This window comes from Paenibacillus terrae HPL-003, from assembly GCF_000235585.1.
GTDB lineage: Bacteria > Bacillota > Bacilli > Paenibacillales > Paenibacillaceae > Paenibacillus > Paenibacillus terrae_B.
Genome location: NC_016641.1, coordinates 3,945,318 through 3,969,449, shown reverse-complemented (window position 1 = coordinate 3,969,449; position 24,132 = coordinate 3,945,318). Strand labels below are relative to the sequence as shown.

At 47.3% G+C, this 24,132-nt stretch carries 22 protein-coding genes and 1 other annotated feature; of the genes, 6 read left to right on the top strand and 16 right to left on the bottom strand.

Annotated elements, in window-relative coordinates:
• Positions 1-125 precede the first annotated feature (125 nt).
• From HPL003_RS18165 to HPL003_RS18155, 3 genes are all read left to right on the top strand, one after another.
• Entirely contained in the window at positions 126-1,097 is a 972-nt protein-coding gene (locus tag HPL003_RS18165) for a YpdA family putative bacillithiol disulfide reductase (protein WP_014281175.1), read from the top strand.
• A gap of 22 nt (positions 1,098-1,119) precedes the next feature.
• Entirely contained in the window at positions 1,120-1,563 is a 444-nt protein-coding gene (locus tag HPL003_RS18160) for a DUF441 domain-containing protein (RefSeq protein WP_014281174.1), read from the top strand.
• 203 nt (positions 1,564-1,766) lie between these two features.
• Positions 1,767-2,279 (top strand): hypothetical protein, encoded by a 513-nt coding sequence (locus HPL003_RS18155; RefSeq protein ID WP_014281173.1) that lies wholly within the window; start codon positions 1,767-1,769, stop codon positions 2,277-2,279.
• Between the two features lie 134 nt (positions 2,280-2,413).
• On the opposite strand, the gene HPL003_RS18150 is transcribed toward HPL003_RS18155, so the two are convergent.
• Positions 2,414-2,716, bottom strand: coding sequence for a HesB/YadR/YfhF family protein (locus tag HPL003_RS18150; RefSeq protein ID WP_014281172.1), 303 nt, complete (start codon positions 2,714-2,716; stop codon positions 2,414-2,416).
• Between the two features lie 592 nt (positions 2,717-3,308).
• Here HPL003_RS18150 and HPL003_RS18145 point away from each other — a divergent pair.
• Together HPL003_RS18145 and HPL003_RS18140 are read left to right on the top strand one after the other, a co-directional pair.
• On the top strand, positions 3,309-5,066 hold the full coding sequence (locus HPL003_RS18145; RefSeq protein ID WP_014281171.1) for an ABC transporter ATP-binding protein: 1,758 nt from the start codon (positions 3,309-3,311) through the stop codon (positions 5,064-5,066).
• Entirely contained in the window at positions 5,066-7,258 is a 2,193-nt protein-coding gene (locus HPL003_RS18140) for an ABC transporter ATP-binding protein (RefSeq protein ID WP_014281170.1), read from the top strand. The genes HPL003_RS18145 and HPL003_RS18140 overlap by 1 nt, the downstream gene beginning before the upstream one ends.
• A 110-nt stretch (positions 7,259-7,368) precedes the next feature.
• Here the strand turns inward: HPL003_RS18140 and HPL003_RS18135 are convergent, their stop codons facing one another.
• From HPL003_RS18135 to HPL003_RS18120, 3 genes are all read right to left on the bottom strand, one after another.
• On the bottom strand, positions 7,369-8,337 hold the full coding sequence (locus HPL003_RS18135) for an S-layer homology domain-containing protein (protein ID WP_014281169.1): 969 nt from the start codon (positions 8,335-8,337) through the stop codon (positions 7,369-7,371).
• A gap of 205 nt (positions 8,338-8,542) precedes the next feature.
• Positions 8,543-10,261, bottom strand: coding sequence for an arginine--tRNA ligase (gene argS / locus HPL003_RS18130; protein ID WP_014281168.1), 1,719 nt, complete (start codon positions 10,259-10,261; stop codon positions 8,543-8,545).
• A 59-nt stretch (positions 10,262-10,320) separates the two neighbouring features.
• Positions 10,321-10,575: a binding site (T-box leader), on the bottom strand.
• 78 nt (positions 10,576-10,653) lie between these two features.
• Positions 10,654-10,983: a four-helix bundle copper-binding protein gene (locus HPL003_RS18120; protein WP_014281165.1), complete on the bottom strand. Its 330-nt coding sequence runs from the start codon at positions 10,981-10,983 to the stop codon at positions 10,654-10,656.
• 258 nt (positions 10,984-11,241) lie between these two features.
• Here HPL003_RS18120 and HPL003_RS18115 point away from each other — a divergent pair, with 258 nt between their 5' ends.
• A complete protein-coding gene (locus HPL003_RS18115) occupies positions 11,242-11,757 on the top strand; it encodes a MogA/MoaB family molybdenum cofactor biosynthesis protein (protein ID WP_014281164.1) in 516 nt (171 codons plus the stop codon).
• 150 nt (positions 11,758-11,907) lie between these two features.
• Here HPL003_RS18115 and HPL003_RS18110 read toward each other — a convergent pair whose 3' ends face one another.
• The 12 genes from HPL003_RS18110 to rny all read right to left on the bottom strand — a co-directional run bounded on the left by HPL003_RS18110 (position 11,908) and on the right by rny (position 23,835).
• The gene (locus HPL003_RS18110; protein WP_043922789.1) at positions 11,908-13,371 is read right to left on the bottom strand and encodes a nicotinate phosphoribosyltransferase; all 1,464 of its coding nucleotides are present in this window, start codon (positions 13,369-13,371) and stop codon (positions 11,908-11,910) included.
• A gap of 119 nt (positions 13,372-13,490) precedes the next feature.
• On the bottom strand, positions 13,491-14,057 hold the full coding sequence (locus HPL003_RS18105; RefSeq protein WP_014281162.1) for a cysteine hydrolase family protein: 567 nt from the start codon (positions 14,055-14,057) through the stop codon (positions 13,491-13,493).
• A 67-nt stretch (positions 14,058-14,124) separates the two neighbouring features.
• Positions 14,125-14,913 (bottom strand): NUDIX domain-containing protein, encoded by a 789-nt coding sequence (locus HPL003_RS18100; RefSeq protein ID WP_014281161.1) that lies wholly within the window; start codon positions 14,911-14,913, stop codon positions 14,125-14,127.
• 65 nt (positions 14,914-14,978) lie between these two features.
• A complete protein-coding gene (locus HPL003_RS18095; RefSeq protein WP_014281160.1) occupies positions 14,979-15,401 on the bottom strand; it encodes a PaaI family thioesterase in 423 nt (140 codons plus the stop codon).
• 122 nt (positions 15,402-15,523) lie between these two features.
• Positions 15,524-15,976 carry a YlbF/YmcA family competence regulator gene (locus HPL003_RS18090; RefSeq protein WP_014281159.1) on the bottom strand — a complete coding sequence of 151 codons (453 nt, stop codon included), beginning with the start codon at positions 15,974-15,976 and terminating at the stop codon, positions 15,524-15,526.
• 85 nt (positions 15,977-16,061) lie between these two features.
• Positions 16,062-17,615, bottom strand: coding sequence for a tRNA (N6-isopentenyl adenosine(37)-C2)-methylthiotransferase MiaB (gene miaB / locus HPL003_RS18085; RefSeq protein WP_014281158.1), 1,554 nt, complete (start codon positions 17,613-17,615; stop codon positions 16,062-16,064).
• Positions 17,616-17,909: 294 nt separating this feature from the next.
• The gene (pduL, locus tag HPL003_RS18080) at positions 17,910-18,482 is read right to left on the bottom strand and encodes a phosphate propanoyltransferase (RefSeq protein WP_014281157.1); all 573 of its coding nucleotides are present in this window, start codon (positions 18,480-18,482) and stop codon (positions 17,910-17,912) included.
• Positions 18,483-18,594: 112 nt separating this feature from the next.
• A complete protein-coding gene (locus tag HPL003_RS18075; RefSeq protein WP_014281156.1) occupies positions 18,595-19,698 on the bottom strand; it encodes a low temperature requirement protein A in 1,104 nt (367 codons plus the stop codon).
• A 190-nt stretch (positions 19,699-19,888) separates the two neighbouring features.
• Complete coding sequence (locus HPL003_RS18070) at positions 19,889-20,902, bottom strand: dipeptidase (protein WP_014281155.1); 1,014 nt, start codon at positions 20,900-20,902, stop codon at positions 19,889-19,891.
• Positions 20,903-21,029: 127 nt separating this feature from the next.
• Positions 21,030-21,290, bottom strand: coding sequence for a stage V sporulation protein S (locus HPL003_RS18065; protein ID WP_007430104.1), 261 nt, complete (start codon positions 21,288-21,290; stop codon positions 21,030-21,032).
• A gap of 130 nt (positions 21,291-21,420) precedes the next feature.
• Entirely contained in the window at positions 21,421-22,215 is a 795-nt protein-coding gene (locus tag HPL003_RS18060) for a TIGR00282 family metallophosphoesterase (RefSeq protein WP_043922434.1), read from the bottom strand.
• A gap of 75 nt (positions 22,216-22,290) precedes the next feature.
• Positions 22,291-23,835, bottom strand: a complete 1,545-nt coding sequence (gene rny / locus HPL003_RS18055) for a ribonuclease Y (protein ID WP_014281153.1) — start codon at positions 23,833-23,835, stop codon at positions 22,291-22,293.
• Positions 23,836-24,132 lie beyond the last annotated feature (297 nt).

The following is a 24,132-nucleotide window of genomic DNA, read 5'->3' as shown; positions in this document are numbered from 1 at the left end:
GTGCAGAGATTGCATATATTCATTTATTTCGCCTTTTCAAATTTTAATAAATTAGCGCTTTGAAACGTCTTACATACTACTGCAAAACTGGCGCAACAGACCAATACAACGGGAGGTTCATCGAGATGCACGACGTAGTAATTATCGGAGGCGGGCCTTGCGGGCTGTCCGCTGCAATCGAATGCAGCCGCAAGGGCTTGCAAACCGTCATTATCGAAAAAAGTAACATTGTTCACTCCATTTTTCTGTACCCGACGAACATGCAGTTTTTCAGCACGGCTGAACTGCTGGAAATTGGCGATGTTCCGTTCAGTACGCCTAATGACAAGCCTTACCGTCATGAAGCACTGGCGTATTACCGCAAGGTAGCGGCACATTATAAACTGAACGTCCGTCATTACGAGGAAGCAAAAACAATCACAAGACAGGATGACGCTACATTTACTGTACATACGGTGAGCAAGCAGGGAATAGCCAAAACGTATTCGTCACGCTATGTCGTCGTGGCTACAGGATATTTTGATCATCCGAACTATTTGGGCATTCCCGGGGAACAATTAGATAAAGTTACTCATTATTTCAGTGAAGCCCATCCCTATACCGGTACGCGGGTCGCAATCATCGGCGGCAGCAACTCTGCGGTGGATGCAGCGATGGAACTTGTACGTGTCGGAGCTACGATTGATATGGTGTATCGCAGAACCGAACTGTCTGAATACATTAAGCCGTGGGTTCGTCCACTGTTCGACAGTATGGTGCAAAAAGGGAAAATTACGCTCCATCTGGGCGCCCGCATCACTGAGGTTCATCCGGATTATGTAGTGGTTACCCCGTTGGAGACAGCAGCTTTCCGACTCGAAAATGATTTTGTACTGGCACTCACTGGGTTTCACCCGGAACGGAAGCTGCTGGAGTCTGTGGGTGTCCACATGGCTGAGGATCTGGACAAACCGGAATATGATCCTTCCACGATGCAGACCAATATACCGGGTATATATGTGGCGGGTGTCATCGCTTCTGGCAGCAATGCCAATGAGGTGTTCATTGAAACAGGCCGCTGGCACGGTCGCCAAATCGCTGAGCATATTCAAAGCTAAATGAACTAAGGAGAACGCATATATGGATTACAGTTCACTCATACTGCTAGTACTGGCTGGTCTTGGAATTGTCAGCGGCAACTCCACCGTCACCATTGCCATGGTCGTACTACTGCTTCTTCGGGTAACCCATTTTCATACTGCTTTCCCCTGGCTTGAAAAGTATGGATTGACGATCGGGATCATCATTCTAACCATTGGTGTGATGACCCCTCTGGCCAGCGGTAAAATCAGCATTAGCCAGATGATGGAGTCCTTCCTGCACTGGAAGTCGCTGCTCGCTATTGCCATTGGCATCCTGGTAGCCTACCTTGGCGGCCGTGGAGTAACCCTGATGTCCGGACAGCCCCTCATAGTGACGGGTTTACTTATCGGAACTGTAATTGGTGTCGCCTTCTTCAAAGGCGTTCCAGTAGGGCCGCTAATCGCCGCCGGGCTGCTGTCGCTGTTAATTGGACGCACCTAAGCTTCCCCACGTATCCTTTGTCTGGCCGCTGGCAAATGCTATCCATAAAAAAACGTATTTGACCAGCGGCAGACATAAGATTGAAATAAGCAGTCAACGTAAAAGGCGAATGAACCGGAGCAATCTGCATGACGGGCTGAATTCAGTCCCGCTTTGTGTTATACTCTTATCGCATAATTTGGTAAATGCAGGAGGCTTGACCGATGTCCCGACAATTTGTAACGGAAGCTGTAATGGTTGCCATATATGGCCAACTGCTTACAACTCCCGCCCCTGTGGAATATATAGTGCCTTACACGTCGCTGCTGGAGCTATACGAATTTCAGGATAGCACGGAACCGCTCATGGATAACGCTGTTGACGATCAGCATGTGAAGCGAAAGGTAAGCGAACTGATCAGTTATTTTGAGGAACCTTTGAATCAGAAAAAAATCCGGCGCGCACTTCAGATGCCTTGGGCCAAAAGCTTGCCCATCCTGTTCGACGCCAACACCTCGCTGATCGTCATTAATGCCGTCGATACTGCGCATTACGGAGAATATTTTGATCCCATCGAGACCGAATTGGTGCTAACAGCCCAGCGTGAAGAATTACCCATTTTGACTGATCAACTGGACTGGATTCACCGCATTATTGAAGCTTCCGTTCCTGTACATGTATATGACATAGATGATTTTGATTTTGCGGTGGATGGTCCGATGCTTAACAACCCTTAACATGCAGCACGCGCGCCCCAAGGATAACAAAACGGCGGAGTATCACACACAGGTTAATCCCCTGTAATGCGATACTCCGCCGCTTTTTCATGTCCCTTAACGGTTACCTGCACGCTATTTCTAACGTTAGAGCTTTAAGACTGCTCTTCCTCGGCATACGTGTAAATAATGTCGTCATGTTCCTCCAGATACTTCACTTCCAGATGATGACCCTTCAAATACCAGTAATCCTGATCCTCCATATAGAACGTAATGCCAGCCGCTTCATGTTGTAGTACGGGGTGCTGCGGAGGCTCTACGGCAATTCCCAGAGAAAAGCCCGGATGTAACCCACCGCCGGAACTATAGCGGGCAAAAAAACGGATCGTATCTCCACGGTTCAGACCAAGCTCCTTGATGTACCACTGTGCCGCTGGTTCAGTTACCTGTATGCTCATACGTTATGCTCATCTCCTTGTACAATTACATCCTGTTAACTATATCATATCATGATTTAGAATGAGCACCAACCACCCCTTGCTCAAGTGAAAATCTCCAGCGAACGATAACCATTTCTTTGAAAAAGGTTTGACAATTCGCAAAAGACGGTGTTAAGATTCAACCATACGAGATCCATTTTGAAATTAATTACCAATTTGAACGATTACTCAAATGTTTAGAATGAATCCAATTCGAAGAAGAAAGGAGTGCTACCGGTGCCAAACATTCATCTCGCCATTTACCCAATTCTACAAACACAACAACTTCATACCGGAGCATCTCCCCTGACGCATCCTTCAAAATTGGGCCATTCACGTTGTATGGTTTAATACGAGTGGCTGCCTGCGTTTGAGCAGTTTTTCAGCGGTGAGTGTGCTGAAAACATCTGCGCGCCATATGATATTGAGATTTAAGGCATATCGTCTGCGGACGGTATGCCTTTTTTGCGCCTGTTATCGAATTGAAAGCTAGTGATAGCAAGCCGTTATTGTTTATTCAAAATGGTACACAACTCTCGCATGAGCTTTACATGAAAGGATGGGATTCCTCTTGTTTTCGGTACTCAAAAATTTAAGCTGGTTTTTTAAAAGAGAACGAAGCCGGTACTCGATTGGGCTGTTTATGCTGATCGCCGTTGGCATTGTGGAGCTGGCTCCACCCCGGCTGCTAGGCAGCGCTATTGATGAGATCGTACGCGGTTCAATTACATGGTCCTCGCTCTGGCGCTATATTTTTTACATTTTAGGCATCATTGCCGTCATCTACTACGTTACGTACATATGGATGCACAAGCTGTTTGGGGGTGCGAATCTGGTGGAGCGCCTGTTGCGCACACGCTTTATGAATCATCTGCTGCGGATGACACCTCCATTTTTTGAACGCAATCGTACGGGTGACCTGATGGCTCGTGCTACGAACGACCTTCGCTCCGTGGCAAGTACTGCGGGCTTTGGCATGCTGACACTAACTGACTCCACAGTTTACCTGAGCGTCGTGCTGGTCGCCATGGGCACCCTGATTAGCTGGAAGCTGACACTGGCGGCGGTCCTGCCGCTGCCATTCATCGCATTGGCAATGAGCATTTACGGCAAAGCCGTTCACGAGCGCTACACGCTGGCACAGGATGCATTTGGCGATATGAACGATCAGGTGCTGGAATCCGTGGCAGGTATCCGGGTTATTCGCGCCTATGTACAGGAACGGATGGACGAAAAGCGGTTCGCCGATATTACCGATGACGTATTTCGCAAAAATCTGGCGGTCGCCCGGATGGACGCTCTCTTCGAACCGACGATCCGCTTATGCGTAGGACTTAGCTATGTTATCGGGCTTGGCTATGGTATTTATCTGGTATTTCATAACGATATCACACTGGGTGAGCTGGTATCCTTCAACATGTATCTGGGGATGATGATTTGGCCGATGTTTGCCATTGGCGAACTGATCAACATTATGCAGCGCGGTAGCGCTTCCCTGGATCGGGTGAACGAAACTCTTAATGTCGATCCAGACGTACAGGATGCAGCCCATCCTGTATCGGTTTACCATCCCGAGTCCATTACGATGAAAGATGTTACCTTCCGTTATCCAACCTCATCTATCGACAATCTGTCGCATGTGAATCTGGAGCTGAAACGAGGGGAAACGCTGGGTGTCGTCGGCCGAACGGGCAGCGGGAAATCCACCTTGCTCAAACAGTTACTGCATGAATACCCGACAGGCAGCGGTGACATTTTAATCTCTGGCACTCGACTGGAGGACATTGCCGTTGAACAACTGCACAGTTGGATCGGCTACGTGCCACAGGAGCAAATTCTGTTCTCCAAATCAGTGCGTGAGAACATCCAGTTCGGTAAACCACGTGCAGATGATGACGATATCATGGAAGCTATCCGTACCGCAGCCTTTGATCAGGATTTGGGCACCCTGTCCGATGGACTGGACACACTTGTCGGAGAAAAAGGCATAGCCCTGTCCGGCGGCCAGAAGCAACGTGTTTCGCTGGCACGCGCCTTTATCGGCGATCCGGATATTCTGGTGCTAGACGATGCACTGTCCGCAGTGGATGCTCGAACAGAAGCACGTATTATTGACAATATCCGGCGTAAACGCTCAGGTAAAACAACTCTGATCTCCACTCACCGTCTCTCGGCTGTAGAACATGCAGACCGGATCGTCGTGCTGGAGCAAGGACGCATTATTGAGGAAGGAACCCACAACGAACTGCTTCAGGCGGACGGATGGTACCGTCAACAATATGAACGGCAGCAAGTGGAATCTGTTCTGACCTCAGGGGAGGTTTCCTAATGAAATCCAATATCGGCAAAAGGCTATTCCAGTATGCCCTGACAAGCAAAGCGGGCTTTATCGCGGCACTCATCGCATTGACTATCGGGGTAGCCGCCGAGCTGGCCGGACCCTTCATCGCCAAAACGATGATCGACGACCATATGCTCGCTATTGAAAAACCATTTTTCGAGACAACTAGCGTGGACGGCACCGTGAGCTATGCCGGAACCCATTTTAAGCGTGAAGACCGATTTGAGGCCGGGGAGGCCAAAGGGCATGAAGCGAGGATTTTACAAGTCGGCAAATCCTTCGTATTTATTGATGGTTCGGTGCAGGTGGCTGACGGCAACCGCTCCTTTGCGAACGGCACACTGACGGTGACACACGGCTCCGACACCTTTCGCTATGATGCCAAGGCTTTGACTGCCGATGAGCTGTATAGCTTTTACAAGCCGGAAATGCCCGGTATCTTTCAACTGATTGGCTGGTATTGCTTCTTTCTGGTCATCTCGATCTTTGCCGAATTTGGCAAAACGTACTGGCTGCAATCCTCGGCCAACAAGGTCATTCAAAAGCTTCGGCTTGACCTCTACGCACATATTCAACGGTTGCCCGTTTACTTTTTTGACAATCTGCCCGCAGGTAAGGTCGTTTCCCGTGTTACGAATGACACAGAAGCGGTAAAAGATTTATTCGTGGCCGTATTGTCGAACTTCACTTCAGGTATTGTGACGATGGCCGGTGTATATGTCGCACTCTTTTTGCTGGACTTCAGACTGGGTCTGATCTCTCTGTTCATTGTACCGCTGCTGATCTTGTGGATTGTGCTGTACCGCAAGGTCGCCACCCGCTTTAATACGATCATTCGGTCCCGGCTCAGTGAGATTAATGCGATTATCAATGAATCTATTCAAGGTATGTCCATTATTCGCGTGTTCCGGCACCAGAAACAAACGCAACATGAGTTTGAAGAACTGAACGATGATTATATGAAACATCAGAATAAAATGCTGAATTTGAACGCCTTCACTTCACACAATCTGGTCAATGTGCTGAGAAATCTTGCCTTTGCCGTCGTGTTGTGGTATTTCGGAGCAGAGGCGCTTGGCACGACGGGCAGTGCTGTATCGCTAGGCGTACTATACGCCTTCGTCGATGTACTGGGACGACTGTTCCAACCAATGACTGGTATGGTCAACCAGCTTGCGGTGCTGGATACTTCAATCGTATCCTCTGGACGGGTATTTGAACTGATGGATGAAACCGGAGAACAGGTAACGGACGGCACAATGCCGCGTTACAAAGGTCTAGTGGAGTTCGACGATGTGACCTTTGCCTACAAAAAGGATGATGTCCTTAAGCATATTTCCTTTACTGCACATCCCGGCCAAACGGTTGCTCTCGTCGGACATACCGGATCCGGAAAAAGCTCAATTATTAACCTGCTGTTCCGGTTTTATGATCCGCAAAAAGGAACGATCACCATTGATGGAACCTCTGTCAAGGACATTCCGAAGCAGTGGCTGCGCCATCATATGGGTATCGTTCTTCAAGACCCATATTTGTTTACAGGTACAATAGCCTCCAATGTCAGTCTGGGAGACAGCCGGATTACCAGAGAACAGGTGAACAAAGCACTGTGTGATGTCGGGGCTGACAAACTGTTGGCCCACTTGCCGCAAGGCTTTGACGAGCCAGTGATCGAAAAAGGCAGTACTTTATCAGCCGGGCAGCGTCAGCTCATTTCCTTCGCCCGCGCGTTGGCCTTTGATCCGGCGATTCTGATTCTCGATGAAGCTACCGCCAATATTGATACCGAAACCGAGGCGCTTATCCAATCTGCGCTGGAGGTACTCAAGAAGGGACGTACTACCTTCATCATTGCTCACCGTCTGTCGACCATTCGCAGTGCGGACCAAATTCTGGTACTGCATCGGGGTGAGATTGTCGAACGCGGTAACCATGACGAGCTTATGGCTCAGGGTGGTCGCTACTTCCAGATGTATCAGCTCCAGTCAGGAACGGCGGGAACAGATACAAATGCATCCTCTACTGCATCTTCGGAGCAAGAAGCTTTACTTGCAGAGCAAACTGCTGTAGCAGCAGGAGCTGCGACTTCTGGAAAAGCCGATACCCGAGCAGGTACCAGCTCCTTGCAGAAACCGGGCACAGGTCAAAACGGTCCCGGCTTGGCTGGAGGAAGCGCATAAAGTAAGCACACAAAGCAAGCATAAAAAAACAGCAAGTCTCCGGTTAAATACAATGGAGGCTTGCTGTTTTACTTTTTTCTAAACACATGCTTCGTGTGTGGGCTACAACTTTATTGGGCTACCGAGGTGCCTGATCCTGTAGGCGGAAAAACAGTTCCTTCTACCGCCTTAATCGTAACTTTATACTTGCTGTCCACCAGTGTACTCGTGTGGGTATCCGTAATGACCTGGATATTCATTTCCCCCGGCTTTGGACTTGTCAACTTGTAGTAAATCACTGCATTGGCGTCATCTACGTAGTCGATATGATCTACTTCAATGCCGTAACCGGGATTGGGTGCCTGCAAACGGGTTAATGTTACCTTGTTCTGCTGGTCATTCACCTTCTCTGCACTCATACTAATACCATTTTGCTGGCCCGGATCTGAAGGCTCAGCCTGATTTTCTGGAGTGGATTCAACCGGTTTATGATTTTGCACAAATTCGGATGCATTATAGACCATCTCTGCTGCCTCCATTCGGGTTACTTTACGTTCCGGATTAAAGTTGCTCTTTTCATCTAATTTTGCAATTTTGGTCAACAGCAGGAACTGAACCGCTTCGCTTGAATCTTGGTCCAGCTTCTTGCCATCCGCAACATTAATGTACATGCGGACTGTTGGATATTCTCCGGTTGCACTAACCGCTTTGTACAGTATATTCGCGAATTGCTCTCTTGTCATCTGAGTGCTTGGATCAATATCCGGTGACAAAGGAATTTGGTGTTGAGCTGCGATTCGATAGGACTTGGCATACCATGCCGAAGACGGAATATTTGCGAATGAACCCGTCGTGAAATCCGGCATAACTTGAAGATCCATCGCATTAACGACCATATGCACCCCTTGTGCATACGTAAGTGATTGATCAGGCGCAAACTTATCCTTCGTAATGCCCTGAATAATACCTTTGTTCTGAAGCGAACTTACAATCTTCTCCTGCTCTGTTCCTTTTATATCACGAAATGCAGAAGCTGACGTAGCCACTGCCAACGAACAGATCACCAGCAAAGCTGCTGTCACGCTTTTGTTTTTTTTCATGAGATGCACCTCCATATTTACTATGTTTCTTCTATACTTATCGACGCAATACTATCAACAAATGTTTCAGATACTCAAAAATTGATTGTAAAAAAAGCTTACGATACTCACAGTTAGTGTAACCCGTTTAACTCTTTTCTGCTCACATCCTAGGCTACGTTCTAAGGATACTCACTTTGCGGGCACTCTTCCTCAGGCCATTTGGCTACATCCGATAGGGTGCTTTGAGGCCAAGAAGATGCAGCGTATGTGCCAAAATATCAGCAGTTTGTTCAGCCAACTGAATGCGCCACGGCCCACCATCAGCAATCCGTTCCTTGGCGTAAAAGCGGTTGAACGCCTGCGCCGTATCCAGCGCAAACCTCGCGATAACTGAAGGCTCCAGTTGCCGAGCCGCACGTTCCAGTTGCCCCTGATAACGAACCAGTTGCTTAAGCAGCGCCCAGCCTGCATCCCCCAGTATTTCATCCGATGCATAAGTTGGATCAGGTGCATGTCTATCCCTTGTAGGAACGTCGATACTAGAACCAGCACCAGTGCCAGCATGAGCTTTGTCCAAAAGACTGCGTATACGTGCATGTGTATATTGTACATAAGGCCCTGTCTCACCTTCAAAGGTTAATGCATCTTCCAATGAGAAATCCACTTCGTTCAGGCGGTTATTTTTTAAGTCACCAAAAATGATCGCACCGATACCAACGTCCTCGGCTATTTCCTGTTGATCCTGTAAATCGGGATTCTTCTGAGTGATGATAGTTAGAGCGCGGACTACTGCTTCATCCAGCACCTCCTCCAGCTTTACGACCTTACCGCGTCTTGTGGACATTTTTTTACCTGCAAAACGCATCAGACCAAACGGCACGTGCTCACACTGCTCCGACCACGTCTCCCCTGCACGCTTTAGCACCGCAAACACCTGCTGGAAATGCAACTGCTGCTCTCCACCTACCACGTACAGCAAACGATCAGCTTTCATGACCTCGCGACGGTAGATCGCCGTAGCCAAATCACGTGTCGGATAGATGGTGGTCCCATCCTTTTTCAAAATCAGACAAGGCGGCAGCCCTTCATCCTCCAGACGCACCACAAGCGCACCGTCACTTTCTTCCAGCAAACCTTTCTCCCTTAATTGGGCAACAACCGCCTGCATTTTATCATTGTAAAAGCTCTCTCCCAGCACATGGTCGAATGTAATGTTCAGACGCTGGTACATGCGATCAAATTCACGCAGGCTGACTTTAACAAAAAACTCCCATAGCCGTTGAGCCTCGGTATCCCCATGCTCCAGACGGCGGAACCATTCTCGACCTTCGTCCTCCAAAGATGGGTCATGCTCGGCTTCCTCATGAAAACGCACGTACAGCTTAAGTGACTCTCCAATTGGATCTAGCTGTAGACGCTCCTCATTTCCCCATCTTTTATAAGCCGCGATTTGCTTACCAAACTGTGTTCCCCAATCCCCCAGATGATTCACACGAACCGGAACATACCCTGTTTCTCCGAGAATGCGGTACAGTGCAGCGCCGATGACAGTAGAACGAAGATGGCCGATACCAAACGGTTTGGCAATATTGGGCGAAGACATATCAATCACTACCCGCTGTCCGTGTCCGAGATCTGGCTTGAAAAATTCGGGTTCGCTCAATTCAGCCAACATCAGTGGAATATGAACGGAACGCCCCAGTGTTATATTTACATAGGCTCCTGATGCCGAAGCAGTCAGTCCTTCTTCACGATCTACTGCTTCCGCCAGTTCCAACGCAATTTGCTGCGGAGCCTTCCGATACTTTTTAGCCAGCAAAAAACAGGGAAACGCCACATCTCCCCATTCCGGCTGTGGCGGTACCTCCAATAAAGATGAAATCTCCTTTTCCTCCAAGCCCGTATGGACGGAAATAGCTTGAGTAGTGATCGACATCAGCATAGCTTTCTCTCCTTTTTCATTAGAAATCTAACAAAAAAAGCTCCCGCCTCTTGAATTATTCAAGAGACGAGAACTTCAATATCCCCGCGGTACCACTCTTCGTAAATCGGATTGCGCAACGAACTATGCATAATCGCCGATTTCACTCCAATGACAAATAACGGTGTCTGCCGGGCTGAACTACTAACGGAACTCCGTGTTGGAACAACCGCCTCCCGGGTGCGCTTCACATCGGGCCTCATACCGGCTTCCACCTTTTCCGGCTCGCTGTAATGAAATGGCTTCACTGCTACTCTCCCGTTCCAAGGCGTTAATTCTCATCATTATACAAACCTATCCAGTGGAAAGCAATCTTTTATTTTCTGTTCAGGCGCTGACTCGATAATATGTAATTACACAGCCACCATTTGGCGGCAAGCCTGAACACAACGGCGGCAGGCTTCTGCACAATGCTTGCACTGCTCATGGGCGTGCTTACCACATTCAGCAGCACATACCTCACAGGCTTTGGCACACAGCTCACAAATTTGCTCGGCAAATTCCGTTCCGCGTTCCAACATTTGAGCAGCAAACCCGCATATTTCTGCACATTCCCGGCTCACTCGAATACACTCGCGCAGCATAGCCAAATCATATTCCTTCAAGCTCGCCACGTAACAGACGTTGCAAGCGTTCATACATTCCAGGCAAGCATCCACGCATTGTTGGTATGAATGTTTCATAATACATTACCTCCTGTTGTTGACCCTGCTGTATTATTACCCGCCGACAATTGAGATTAATCAACCGTTGTTCACGCTTTCACCATGACCAAACAAAAAATCCCGACTTATGTAAGGAAGTGTACTATATTCCATACCATCCGTGCAAGGAGATAAATCACACAACTCGCTAATATCCGCTCCTGACTTGCACACCGACAATCATTCCTCTATTGTAAAAAGAGTATGTCTAACCATAGATCGAGGAGTGAGATTGCAATGAATATATCTTCTGTAGAGGAGCATCGGCGGGAGGCCCCACAGCAGGTTAGCTGCATGGTTGTAACCGTCTCCGACACCCGCACCGTGGAAACAGATACCGGAGGACGTCTACTGGTGGATCTGTTGGAAACGAACGGCTATCAGGTGGCCCGGTATGTTATCGTCAAAGACGACTATGATGGCATCCGGCAATTGATATCCGAAGCCGCAGAGCGTGATGACATTGAGGCTGTTCTTTTGACAGGCGGCACCGGTATTTCCCCGCGTGATACAACGTATGAAGCCGTATCCTCTCTGCTGGATAAGGAACTGCCCGGATTCGGCGAAATCTTCCGTTATTTAAGCTTTGCCGAGGATATTGGTTCTGCAGCGATATTGAGTCGTGCTGTAGCTGGCACCGTGGGCCGGACAGCCGTATTTTCTATGCCAGGCTCACGTGGAGCCGTCCGCTTGGCGATGGAGCGCATTATTATACCTGAACTGCGGCACGTCATGAGGGAAATTTATAAGTAAGTTTTATAAGTCGGTTCATTCGAACACGCAAAAATTGACGCATCCTGCGCTTTCCCGGGTAATGATAAATAAGCATAACACGCACAGTTTTCCCTCCTACGCTCTGAAACACAAAGAGGCACCCCAACATTTGCAGGGTGCCTCTTAAAACTATTCCTTTTCTTCCACTTCCGGCTGCATATAGCTGTCGATCAGCTTTTGTTTCAGCCCCCATACCTTTTCGCTGAGATTTACACGGTAAATTTCCGGGTTCATCTTCCGCAAATATTCCGGCCAGAACAGTTGCAGCTGGGAAGTATGGTATGCGCGAATTTCATCCAGACCAGGAAGCTCATATACTTTCTGCCCATTTACGAAAATAGGCTCCAGCATTGGAACTGCCTCGTAATTTTCCACATACTTCTTCATGTACGGATGCAACGGGTTAAAGAGTTTCAGCCGCTTTCCATTGCGCGGACGGTCTTCGTCCGGAAAAGAAATATAATCGGCGACAGCTCTCCCTTTCTTCTTATCTATAATACGATATACATCCTTCTTACCCGGTGTGGATACCTTTTCCGGATTGCCCGAAATTTTAATCGTCGGTAGCATTTCGCCTTCTACTTCCCGTTCGACCAGCTTGTATACCCCGCCCAATGATGGTTGATCCGAAGCTGTAATGAGCTGTGTCCCCACACCCCATGTATCGATACGCGCGCCTTGGGCCTTTAAGTTGAAAATCGTATTTTCATCCAAATCATTAGAGGCTACAATTTGTACGTAATCCAAGCCTTCAGCATCCAGCATTTCTCGCGCTTGAATGGACAAATAGGCTAAGTCACCACTATCCAGACGGATTGCATTCATACGTTTGCCCTGACTCTCCAGTATCTTCGCTGTCCGAATCGCATGGGGAACACCGCTCTCGAGCGTATCATAGGTGTCCACCAACAGTGTAACCTGATCCGGTAAAACCTTCGCATACACGTCAAAAGCCTCCTGCTCACTCATAAAGGTCTGCACCCAGGAATGAGCATGTGTTCCCTTCGTTGGAATACCAAAGTGCTCACCTGCCAGCATATTAGAAGTTGCGTCAAAACCCGCTACATAAGCTGCCCGTGCTCCCCAAATCGCCGCATCTGCTTCCTGCGCCCGCCGTGTACCAAATTCCAGCAGCGTATCGCCGCTTGCCACCTGCTTGATGCGCGACGCCTTCGTCGCAATCAGCGTCTGATAGTTCATAAAATTCAACAACGCTGTCTCGACCAATTGTGTTTCCATAATCGTTCCTTCGACGCGTACCAGAGGCTCATTCGGGAAAACAAGTGCCCCTTCTTTCATCGAATGAACGGTTCCACCAAACCTAAACTGGCGCAATGCCTCCAGAAACATAGGATCATACTTCTCCTCTTGCTCTGAAAGGTAACGGATATCCTCTTCTGTAAAGCGCAGGTTTGCAATGTAATTCACAATGCGTTCCAGACCTGCAAACACCGCATATCCGTTGCCAAAGGGCAACTTGCGAAAATATGCCTCAAACACAGCTTTGCGCTGGTGGCTTCCGTTCACCCAATGGGCGTACATCATATTAATCTGATATTTATCTGTATGTAATGCGAGGCTCGTTGACTTCATCGTAATCATCCTCTCTGACTGCCCCCGGTTTTGCAGCGGCGTACCGCCTCATCCATCCGGATTCAGCAACATCCGACTCCATTTTGTTATCGGATATAGGTGCACAATCGTTAAGTTATTTACTTCTTCCGGAGTAAAATTGTATCCTCGGCCGACCATACGGCGGCTCCGAGACTACCCTGAAAATGACCCAAAGCCCAATCATGTCCGGCCTGATTAAAGCTCGCCACAGCGTCCTTGTATATCGTAATCGCAAATCCTTTGTTATAAGCGTCTACAGCCGTATGCAGTACACATATATCCGTGCATACACCGATCAAATGAACTTCCGTAATACCACGTTCACGCAACTTGAATTCCAGATCCGTGCCAGCGAAGGCGCTATATCGTGTTTTATCCATCCAATAGATGGAATCACTCTGTATAGCATAGAGGTTATGGAGCTTGCCATACAAATCTCGTCCGCCAGTTCCACGAATATTATGTGGAGGAAACAGCTTGCTTTCCGGGTGATAAACATCATTTTCCTCATGCAGGTCCACTGCCATAACGACAAAGTCCCCTTGATCCACATACGCCTGCGTAATGGCTGCCATCCGTTCATCCAGCTCTATTGCCGGTTGTCCAACAGGCAGACTGCCGTCCACAAAATCATTCGTATAATCAATAACAATCAATGCCTTCATCGTTCAGTCAGCTCCTTCATCCTCAAGTTGAGGATTGTGCGTTCTTTACGTAACCTATTGCAATACATTAGGTGTAGATAGACAACCGCGGCACCCTGTCACTAAAACGATAAAGCTGTGCCGGTCTCTGTGAATACTGGTTGGAGCTGAGCTGTTTGCCGTTCTCGTCCCTTACCTCTTCCAATATTCCCTGTCTGCTGCGAGTCGATGTTATTTTGCGAATAAAGTTCGGCTCTTCGAAATCCGGTACGACACTTTGAATAACCTGATACAGCTCGCCCAATGTAAAATGCGGTGGCAAAAACTGCTTGGCTATCGTCGTCTGGAGCATTTGCAACTGGATCTTCCGATAAGCATCCACAATAATGTCCCGGTGGTCAAACGCCAGCTCCAATTCCTCCAGCGCTTCACGGATCGTGAACAGCCCGACTTCTGAAGCATCATCCGCCGCTTGCCGCTGCTCCAGCATCCATTCCTCTACCAGTGCAAAAAACGCATGCGATATGATCCATCCACGCGGATCACGCCCAGGTCCACTATACACCCCTAAATACTCCAGATGCCCGCCATCCACGCCGGTTTCCTCTAACAACTCGCGCTTGGCGGCTCCGTAGATGGACTCATCTTCCTGACAAAAGCCCCCGGGTAACGCCCAACGTCCTGCAAATGGCCAACTGCGGCGCTTAATAAGCATTACCTTCAGCTCACGGATCGGCAACGTCTTTGTCACCGTCTTGCGCTCCCGCTTGGTCAAGGTGAACATGACGATATCTGCCGGAGCACCATCCGGGGTCCGATATTTCTTAATGTTATACGACGCCTTCTGCGTCTCTTCGTTTATACGTTCGTTATCCATTAACATCACCACATTATATCGTTTTGATAAATTCATTATGACATAATAAAAAGTTTTGTCAAGCGTCAGGCATGACCCAAATGAGCTGGTTGTTTATGCAATACCCTGAATGTCGCTGTAGCCATACAGCCGAGTGTTCCTTCACTATCCTTTACTTCCGCCTCAGCCGTTATCGTACGTCCCCCTTGATGGAGAATTCGTGCCTTAACCTCCAATCGCCCTTGTTTCATCGCTGTCAGAAAATGAACGTTCAGATTCGTCGTCACACATAATTCCATATTGCGTGAAACCATACTAACCATCCCCATTGCCTGATCCATCAATGAAGTGAGTACGCCCCCATGAACAATACCTACTACGTTAGTATGCTGTGGCCCAGCCTGTAAAGCGATATGTACCTCATTTGCATCAGCTTCGATCAATTCACAGCCCAAATACTCCCAAAATGTGTTTACTTCACCCTCTACCAAACTACGCGAGATATCCATTCCCTTGTTTTCATCCTTTCTATGATGTCCTATTTCCTCTTGAAGGCTGGTACAGTACGTATGATTACAAGTTGCTCCTGAAAAAAAGGCGTGGAAGCTGAGCCTCCACACCATACACCATTCTAGTCACTGCAATTGGAAGAAGAAGTACTTTTTCCCTCTTCTACATCCACCTTTTCGGCAACCGTATCACGAATCGCCATGATAACCATTTGCAGCAGCTCGTTAATTTCCACCTGACTTTGCTGAAACTCCGTTACAATCGGAATGCCGTCAAGTTCTTCCTGAAGCTCCTTAAGCTCGGCCTCTATTTTGGCAATCATGGTTTGATTCTTCAAGGATTCGAAGGCCACAATTTCCTTTTGCTTTTTCTTCATCGCTGCAATCAGATGCTGGATGCGCTGATGATCGCGGATTTTATCTTCTGCTTTCCGAAATACCTGCACTTCCTCACTGTTGCCCAAAATACCCGCCAACTCTTGGGCTTTCGCCAATATCATTTCGCGATTGACCAAATGATCATGCTGGCGCGCCGCCGGTTGATGCTCTGACTGTTGCAACCGCTCCTCTGTCACTGTCCATCGCTCCTTTTCTTACTTACATACAGTCGTACATGCAAATCATATTTGATCCACATGCAAACCTTGCTGTGCTAATTTGTTAACCGTTAACCGCTTCGGCAGTTTGAACCAAATCACCCTGGATATAAAAGGTCATAGGTTCCGTAATTTTCACCTGCACAAAGGTACCAATCAGATCCTTGGAACCCTCAAAATGCACCAGCTTATTGGAACGGGTCCGGCCTGCAAGCACATCGCTGTTATTTTTGCTCTCGCCTTCCACCAGCACCTCAACCACCTCGCCACGCAGTCTACCGTTAAAGCGGAGGCTGTTCTCGTTCACCACATTGTTTAGACGCTGGAGACGCTCTTTTTTGACCGACATAGGAACATTGTCTTCCATGGACGCGGCTGGTGTACCTTCACGTGGTGAATAAATAAAGGTGTAGGCAAAGTCATAACCGACCTCGCGCACGAGAGAAACCGTATCTTCAAACTGTTCGTCCGTTTCGCCCGGAAAACCTACGATAATATCCGTTGTCAACGAAGCATGCGGAACAGCCGCTTTGATCTTCGCCGCCAGCTCCAGAACGCGCTCACGTGTATATTTTCGGTTCATTTTCTTCAATATATCCGTATTGCCGGATTGAACAGGCAGATGGATATGCTCCACCAAATTGCCGCCCTTACCGAGCACTTCAACCAAATGGTCATCAAAATCACGCGGATGTGATGTTGTAAAACGTACACGCGGAATATTAATCTTACGCATATCGTCCATCAGATCCCCGAATCTGTAATTCATATCCTTTAAGTCCTTGCCATAGGCGTTGACATTCTGACCCAGCAAAGTAATTTCCTTAAAGCCCTGACGTGCCAAATCCCTTACCTCAGCAATGACATCCTCGGGACGACGACTTCTTTCCTTACCGCGTGTGAACGGAACAATACAATAGGTGCAAAATTTATCACAGCCGTACATAATGTTCACCCAAGCCCGCATACCCTCACGCTTCTTCGGCAGGTTCTCGATAATGTCGCCTTCCTTGGACCACACCTCGACCACCATTTCTTTGCTGAAGAGTGCTTCCTTGACGAGCTGCGGCAGACGATGGATATTATGGGTACCAAATATCATGTCGACAAAACCATGCTTTTGCAAAATCCGGTTGACGACACTCTCTTCCTGGGACATGCAACCACATACGCCGAGCAGCATACCCGGCTTTTCTGTCTTGAGATGCTTGAGGTGACCCAGCTCACCAAATACTTTGTCCTCCGCATTTTCACGGATCGCACATGTATTCAGCAAGATGATGTCCGCTTCCTTACGATCCTCTGTCGCCTGATAACCCATCTGCTCCAGCAATCCTTTAATCGTTTCGGAATCATGCTCGTTCATCTGGCAACCGAATGTGTACACGATGTAATGCTTTCCCTTGCCGATATGCTTCAGCTCATCTGGAACTGCATTATCGTACAATACTTGTACGTCTTCTTTACCGCGTTGCTTTTCTTTTCTATGATTCGGCTCCGCAATAATATTGATTTCACGTCCGCGAATGCGGATCTTCTTGCTATGCTCATCCTGAGAAATGATCTTTGCATCCGAGAAATCAAAATATTGAGAGTAATCTTTCGTTTCTTTGGCCATTCCTTTGGTCACTCCTTACACCATCTATTTCACGCCAATTACGCTTTTACTGTATCTTTGCATATCGATAAATCTCTTTTAAGCCCGTAAAAACACCTTTGAAAAACGCATTACACTAAATTATAGCATGATTTATAAGCCATCGCCATATATCTCCGTGAACGCAAAATGGGTATGCAGAGGATCTAATGTCCATATTTTTATAGATGAACTTTTTGAGAATCTCTAGTATGTAAAAAAGCCCGACTCTTTAGCAAGAATCGGACCTTAGCCTTTCGGCATTTTATACGTATATTAGTCTACGATTTCAGCGTTGTCACCGTTCTTCACACCGGCTCCATTCGCTTCATCTGTATCAATGTGCATATCCAAAGCAAAAGAATCAGACACACGCGCAAGAACATTTTCGAATACAAGACCACGTTCGCCACCGACACGTACTTTCAGCAACTGCTTGTCCTTAATGTCCCATTTCGCTGCATCAGACGTATGAAAATGAATATGACGGGCAGCTACGATTACACCCTCTTGCAGTTCCACTTCTCCAGCTGGTCCTTTTACTGTGATTCCTGGTGTTCCGTCAATGCTGCCAGATTCGCGTACAGGCGCTTTTACACCGATAGCAAAGGAATCTGTGCGAGAGATTTCAAGCTGGGAAGCCGGACGAGCTGGTCCCAAAATACGAACCTTATCAAATTGGCCCTTAGAACCAATTACGGCTACCGTTTCATTTGCGGCAAATTGTCCTGGTTGGGATAATGGTTTAAATTCCGTCAGTTGATATCCTGCTCCGAACAAAATTTCAACATGCTCTTGAGTCAGGTGAATATGGCGTGCGGAAACGCCGACAGGTACGATTTTACTCATCGTATGGTCACTCCTTTTTCTCTATACAATACTTTACACATCCATGCTATTATACTCCTACTTTGCCAAGAAAGAAAAGGAGAGCGAGACAAAGTTCCGTTTTTCGCCCTAATCAGCCTTTAATATCGTGAACCGTCATTTTAGCGAACAGGATAAAGAACAGCATGATTTCAGCTACGATGAGATGAGAGGGAACAACAATAAATACATTAAAGATAAACAAGACACAGAGTACTCCTGTTAAGAAAAGAATGACTCTCAGGCTTGGTTTAAGATGACTTAATCTGTACTGATGGAATACCAGCAAAACCGACAAAAAGTAAATAAGTACAGAAGCAAAGGTAAAGCAAAGTACAAAGATATAGGCTACTTGTCCCAAAAACAAGAGCTGTATCGAAGCAGCTAGCATGCTAAGTGAAAAATAAATAAACAAATGACCATACATAATAGTCTGTCCTGCTGTTTGTTTTGATTTATCTACGTGTTTCTCCATATTCTCAAAATACTGCCACCAGATTGCGATGACTAATACAAAAGCCAAGGCAGCAAATACAACAGAAGAAACCGTAAAATGATCCGATTGTAAAACAGAAAGCATACTTATCACTGATTCGCCAAGCAGAATTAAGGTAAACTGTGCAAAGCGCTCTAAAAGATGCTCCGTATGGATAGGTGTGATCACCAATTTTTTACGACCAATCAAAGGAACGAGGATATCAACAGCAATGCCGGCATATAAAATCAAATATCGAACCCAAGAGTCAAAAAAGAGGGAGAAGCTCGAGATGATTATTCCGATCCAAAAATAGGTTCCGAAAAAACGAGCTGTTTCCTGTTTATGAGCCTTTTCTTTGGGTGCCGAAAGTAAATATTGAACGGCAGTCAAGCCTCTTAAACCAATATAGCCAACAAAAAAAGATACATAATACGCGTCAAAATCTATATTAAGGCTAGCAGTCATGATTAACACGAAAAACAATTGAAGGATCATAAAGATTCGATGCGTTATACTGTCTTTACCAAAACGGTTGTTGTAGACCGTTTGTCCCACCCAAGCCCACCATATCGGAACAAAAATCAAAATAAACTTTTCCATATGTTCCCAAGAAATACTATTATGCTCAACATGTAGTAAAACATGAGTGGCCTTGGAGACAGCGGCTACGAATAACAAGTCATAGAAGAGTTCAAGCCAAGTAACCTTTTTTATCAACATTATGTAATGAAGCTCCCCTCTGATATGGCCGTACAGCATGGTGACTCGTCAGGCTCGCTCCAAATGTCTGTCATATTTCGGCAAGCGTTATTTTAGCACCATACCATTCTAGGATGCTCCAATTATTTCGTAATATATCTCGCTTTGTCAAGGGTGTGCGTAACCAAAAATAACTGCTATAAATAGCTATTTAAGAAGACATTTTAGAAGGCAGATTCGTTTGCAAATATTCCAGCGCATGTCCTCCCAGCCACCCCTTGACCAGCTCCTCAGGATAATGCTTCAGCAGCAGTTCCGCAAAACGTGGATATTTCCCCGAATGCTCCAGCCCCTGCACATGACGCTCGATACCGTCAAAATCAGAGCCAAACATCAAATGCCGTTCGCCGCCTATTGAACAAATATGTTCAATGTGTGGCAGCAAATCCTCTGCGGTCACCGTACCCTGCTCTTTGAGAAACATCGTGACGAAAGTCAAACCAATCCGTCCGTTACGCGCGATCAACGCGCGAATCTGTTCATCCCGCAGATTACGTGGGTGAGGACATACCGCGAAGACGTTGGAATGCGAGGCAATCGGCGGTCGAGCTGCCTCCTTCAGCACCTCCCAGAAGCCTTGTACGGACAAATGCGATACATCTAGCAGCAAACCTAGCTCATTACAGCGCTTGACCAACTCATGCCCCTTACGAGTCAGTCCGCCCCCCCTCTGCTCCATAATGCCGTCAGCCGCCCAATTTGCATAATTCCACGTCAGCCCGATCAATCGGATTCCCAATGCGTAGCACAGTTCAGCATAAAACGGATTCCCTTCCAGCGCTTCCACTCCCTCCAGTGATAGCAGTGCCCACGGTGATCCTTGAAGTTGTTGCATTCCATTGCCTTTCAGATGCCCCTCCACTGTACCCTTCCATTCTTCCATGTCTTCCTTCCACAACAACGGCTTCAACCCGCCAGACGGGGATATCATATGCTGCCTGAACAGTTCGATCTGCCGAATCATATGCTCAAATCTTGGCGTACCCAGTACCTGTGAAATATATATAGCAAATGTCTGCAAGTACACATGGCCTTCTAACAAACGCTCTCTTGTAACATCAAGCGACGGATGACTGAAATCCACCTGCGGGTTAAGCTGCATCTTACACAACACATCACAATGCAAATCGGCAACCGACCATTTTGAGTGTGGTTTACTGTTCATGCATTTTACCTCCATTCATAGATTACTGCGTGATCAAGTTATCTTACAACCTATGTAATATAAGGCGACTTCCATGCAAAAAAGCCCGTTTACACCATCGTAAACAGGCTCAGGCAACTAGCATTTATTATCTTGGCTCTACAATCAGCTTGATTGCAGTCCGGTCTTCTCCGTCAATAACAATATCCGTAAAAGCAGGAATACAAATCAAATCCACTCCGCTTGGTGCGACAAATCCCCGGGCAATGGCTACAGCTTTAATGGCTTGGTTCAGTGCACCCGCTCCAATCGCCTGCAATTCGGCATTTCCACGTTCACGCAGTACTCCTGCGAGTGCGCCTGCAACTGAATTGGGATTGGATTTTGCTGATACTTTTAATACATCCATAGTAAGTACCTCCCCTGGGAATGATGATGGTTTGATTCCACTATTAGATGTTATTCGAGGGTCAGCAAAAAATTCCTGCTTTTTGATGACATTTTTCCTTATTCTTTCCTTAAGCAGTTTCCAAAAAAGGTTAATCCATCCTCCATTCGTCTTCTTTGAGTCTAATTTTCTGAATTTTACGCGCCATACCGTCGTTGTCATTCAGCTCTACGCTAACTGCGTGAAAATGCCATTTTCCGTTGTCAGGTTGGAAACGTACCGGAAGCTGAGTCTGAAATTTCTGCAACACGGCGTCTCTCTGCATGCCAAGTACTCCTTCATAGGGACCTACCATACCCACATCGGTCTGATACGCCGTTCCTTGCGGTAAAATCGTATCATCGTTGCTCTGCACATGGGTGTGTGTACCAACAACAATTGAAGCACGGCCATCCAGATGCCAACCCATAGCGATTTTTTCCGATGTCGCTTCAGCATGAAAATCAACCAGAATGTGCTTATGCTTCTTGCGCAATTCATCTACGATCTCATCTGCTGCGCGGAACGGGCAATCGATGGGCGGCAGAAAGGTTCTGCCCTGCAAGTTAACGATCGCCAGCTCCTTGCCTCCACCTTTCACCACGGTATAGCCTCGTCCCGGCGTTCCTGGCGGAAAGTTTGCCGGACGTATGATACGCGGCTCATCATCTATAAAATCAAATATATCCTTATTGTCCCAAGTATGATTACCCATTGTAATACCATGTACGCCCCAATCAAAAAATTCTCTGGCGATGGCTGGAGTAATGCCTCTTCCTGAAGCTGAATTTTCCCCGTTCACGATAATGATATGCGGGTTGTATTTTGATTTTAGCGAAGGGAGATTTTCCCTTAATGCTTTTCTGCCTACACTACCGAAAATATCTCCAATAAATAATACGTTGATAGAAAACCCTCCCTAGTCTGCCTTACATAATGAAAAGTGGCCCTACAAACAGCGGCCACTTTTCGTTAAATTACTTTATTTTGCGTATTCTACCGCGCGGGTCTCACGAATGACGGTAACCTTGATATGTCCCGGATAATCCAGTTCATTCTCAATCGTTTTCGTTATATCGCGAGCCAGTCGGAATGCTTCCGCATCATCAATTTTCTCTGGCTGCACCATGACGCGAACTTCGCGTCCAGCTTGAATGGCGTACGATTTTTCCACGCCTTCAAAAGACTCGGAAATGCGTTCCAGCTTCTCAAGACGACGGATGTACGTCTCCAGTGTTTCACGCCGCGCTCCCGGTCTTGCTGCCGACAGGGCATCTGCCGCCCCAACCAGCATGGCAATCACTGAAGTTGCTTCGCAGTCGCCGTGATGTGAAGCAATACTGTTGATGACGACCGGGTGTTCCTTGTACTTCTTCGCCAGTTCCACGCCAATTTCAACGTGTGATCCTTCCACTTCGTGATCCAGCGCCTTCCCGATGTCATGCAGCAACCCTGCCCGTCTTGCCAGTGTAACGTCCTCGCCCAGTTCTCCGGCCATCAGACCTGTCAAGTATGCAACTTCCATCGAGTGCTTCAGTACGTTCTGTCCGTAGCTTGTACGGAACTTGAGACGTCCCAGGATCTTGATTAAATCCGGATGCAAGCTGTGCACGCCCACCTCGAAGGTGGCCTGCTCGCCATACTCGCGGATTCGTTCGTCCACTTCTTTACGGGATTTTTCCACCATTTCTTCAATACGAGCCGGATGTATCCGTCCGTCCGCTACGAGCTTCTCAAGCGCAGTACGCGCTATCTCTCTGCGAATCGGATCAAATCCGGACAAAATAACAGCTTCCGGCGTATCATCAATAATGAGGTCAATTCCCGTAAGGGTTTCAAGCGCACGGATATTACGGCCTTCACGTCCGATAATCCGGCCTTTCATTTCTTCGTTTGGCAACGTGACCACAGAAACCGTCGTTTCCGCCACATGGTCCGCCGCACAGCGTTGGATGGCCAGTGTGATGATTTCACGAGACTTTTTGTCCGCTTCTTCCTTGGCCTGTTGCTCAATTTCCTTAATCATCTGAGCGGTTTCATGACGAACTTCCTGCTCTACGTTGGACAGAATAATACTTCTCGCATCTTCCGTCGTCAGATTGGAAATACGCTCCAGCTCAGTTACCTGACTCTTGTAAATTAAATCAATTTGCTGCTGGGTTTCATCGATTCGTTTCTCTTTGTTGGCCACTTGTTCTTCTTTACGTTCCAGCGATTCCAATTTTTTATCCAGCGATTCTTCTTTTTGCAGCAGTCTTCGTTCCTGCCGTTGAATTTCATTCCGACGCTCACGAGTTTCCTTTTCAGCTTCGGCACGGATGCGGTGGATTTCATCTTTCGCTTCCAATACCGTTTCCTTCTTCAGCGCTTCTGCCTCTTTTTTCGCGTTCTCCACGATTTGCGCGGCAGCTTCTTCCGCACTGGAGATTTTAGCTTCTGCAATAGATTTGCGAATAAAATAACCAATCCCGAACCCAAAGAATAACGCGGCTACAGCAACGAGAACGAACCAGATCGCAGTCATCATACTGTTCACCTCCCCGTTGGTTCCTCCAAGGCATTCCTTGGGACTTTTTGCAATTGTCACTTTAGCTTTGATCGTCAAACTAAGATAACGGCACGCGGCCGTTTCATTTCATATGCACATGCTTTCACATGTACAATTCCGCCTGGCATAGCGGCATCACTTGTTATTTGGCGATGAGAACGTACCCATGGACTCCGCTTTTTTGGAAGGAAAAAGGGTGTTCCACAAGCATCGTTTCATATATATTTTATTATTTGACAAATGGCATTGTCAAGGGAATGCAAACTTTAGTAGATT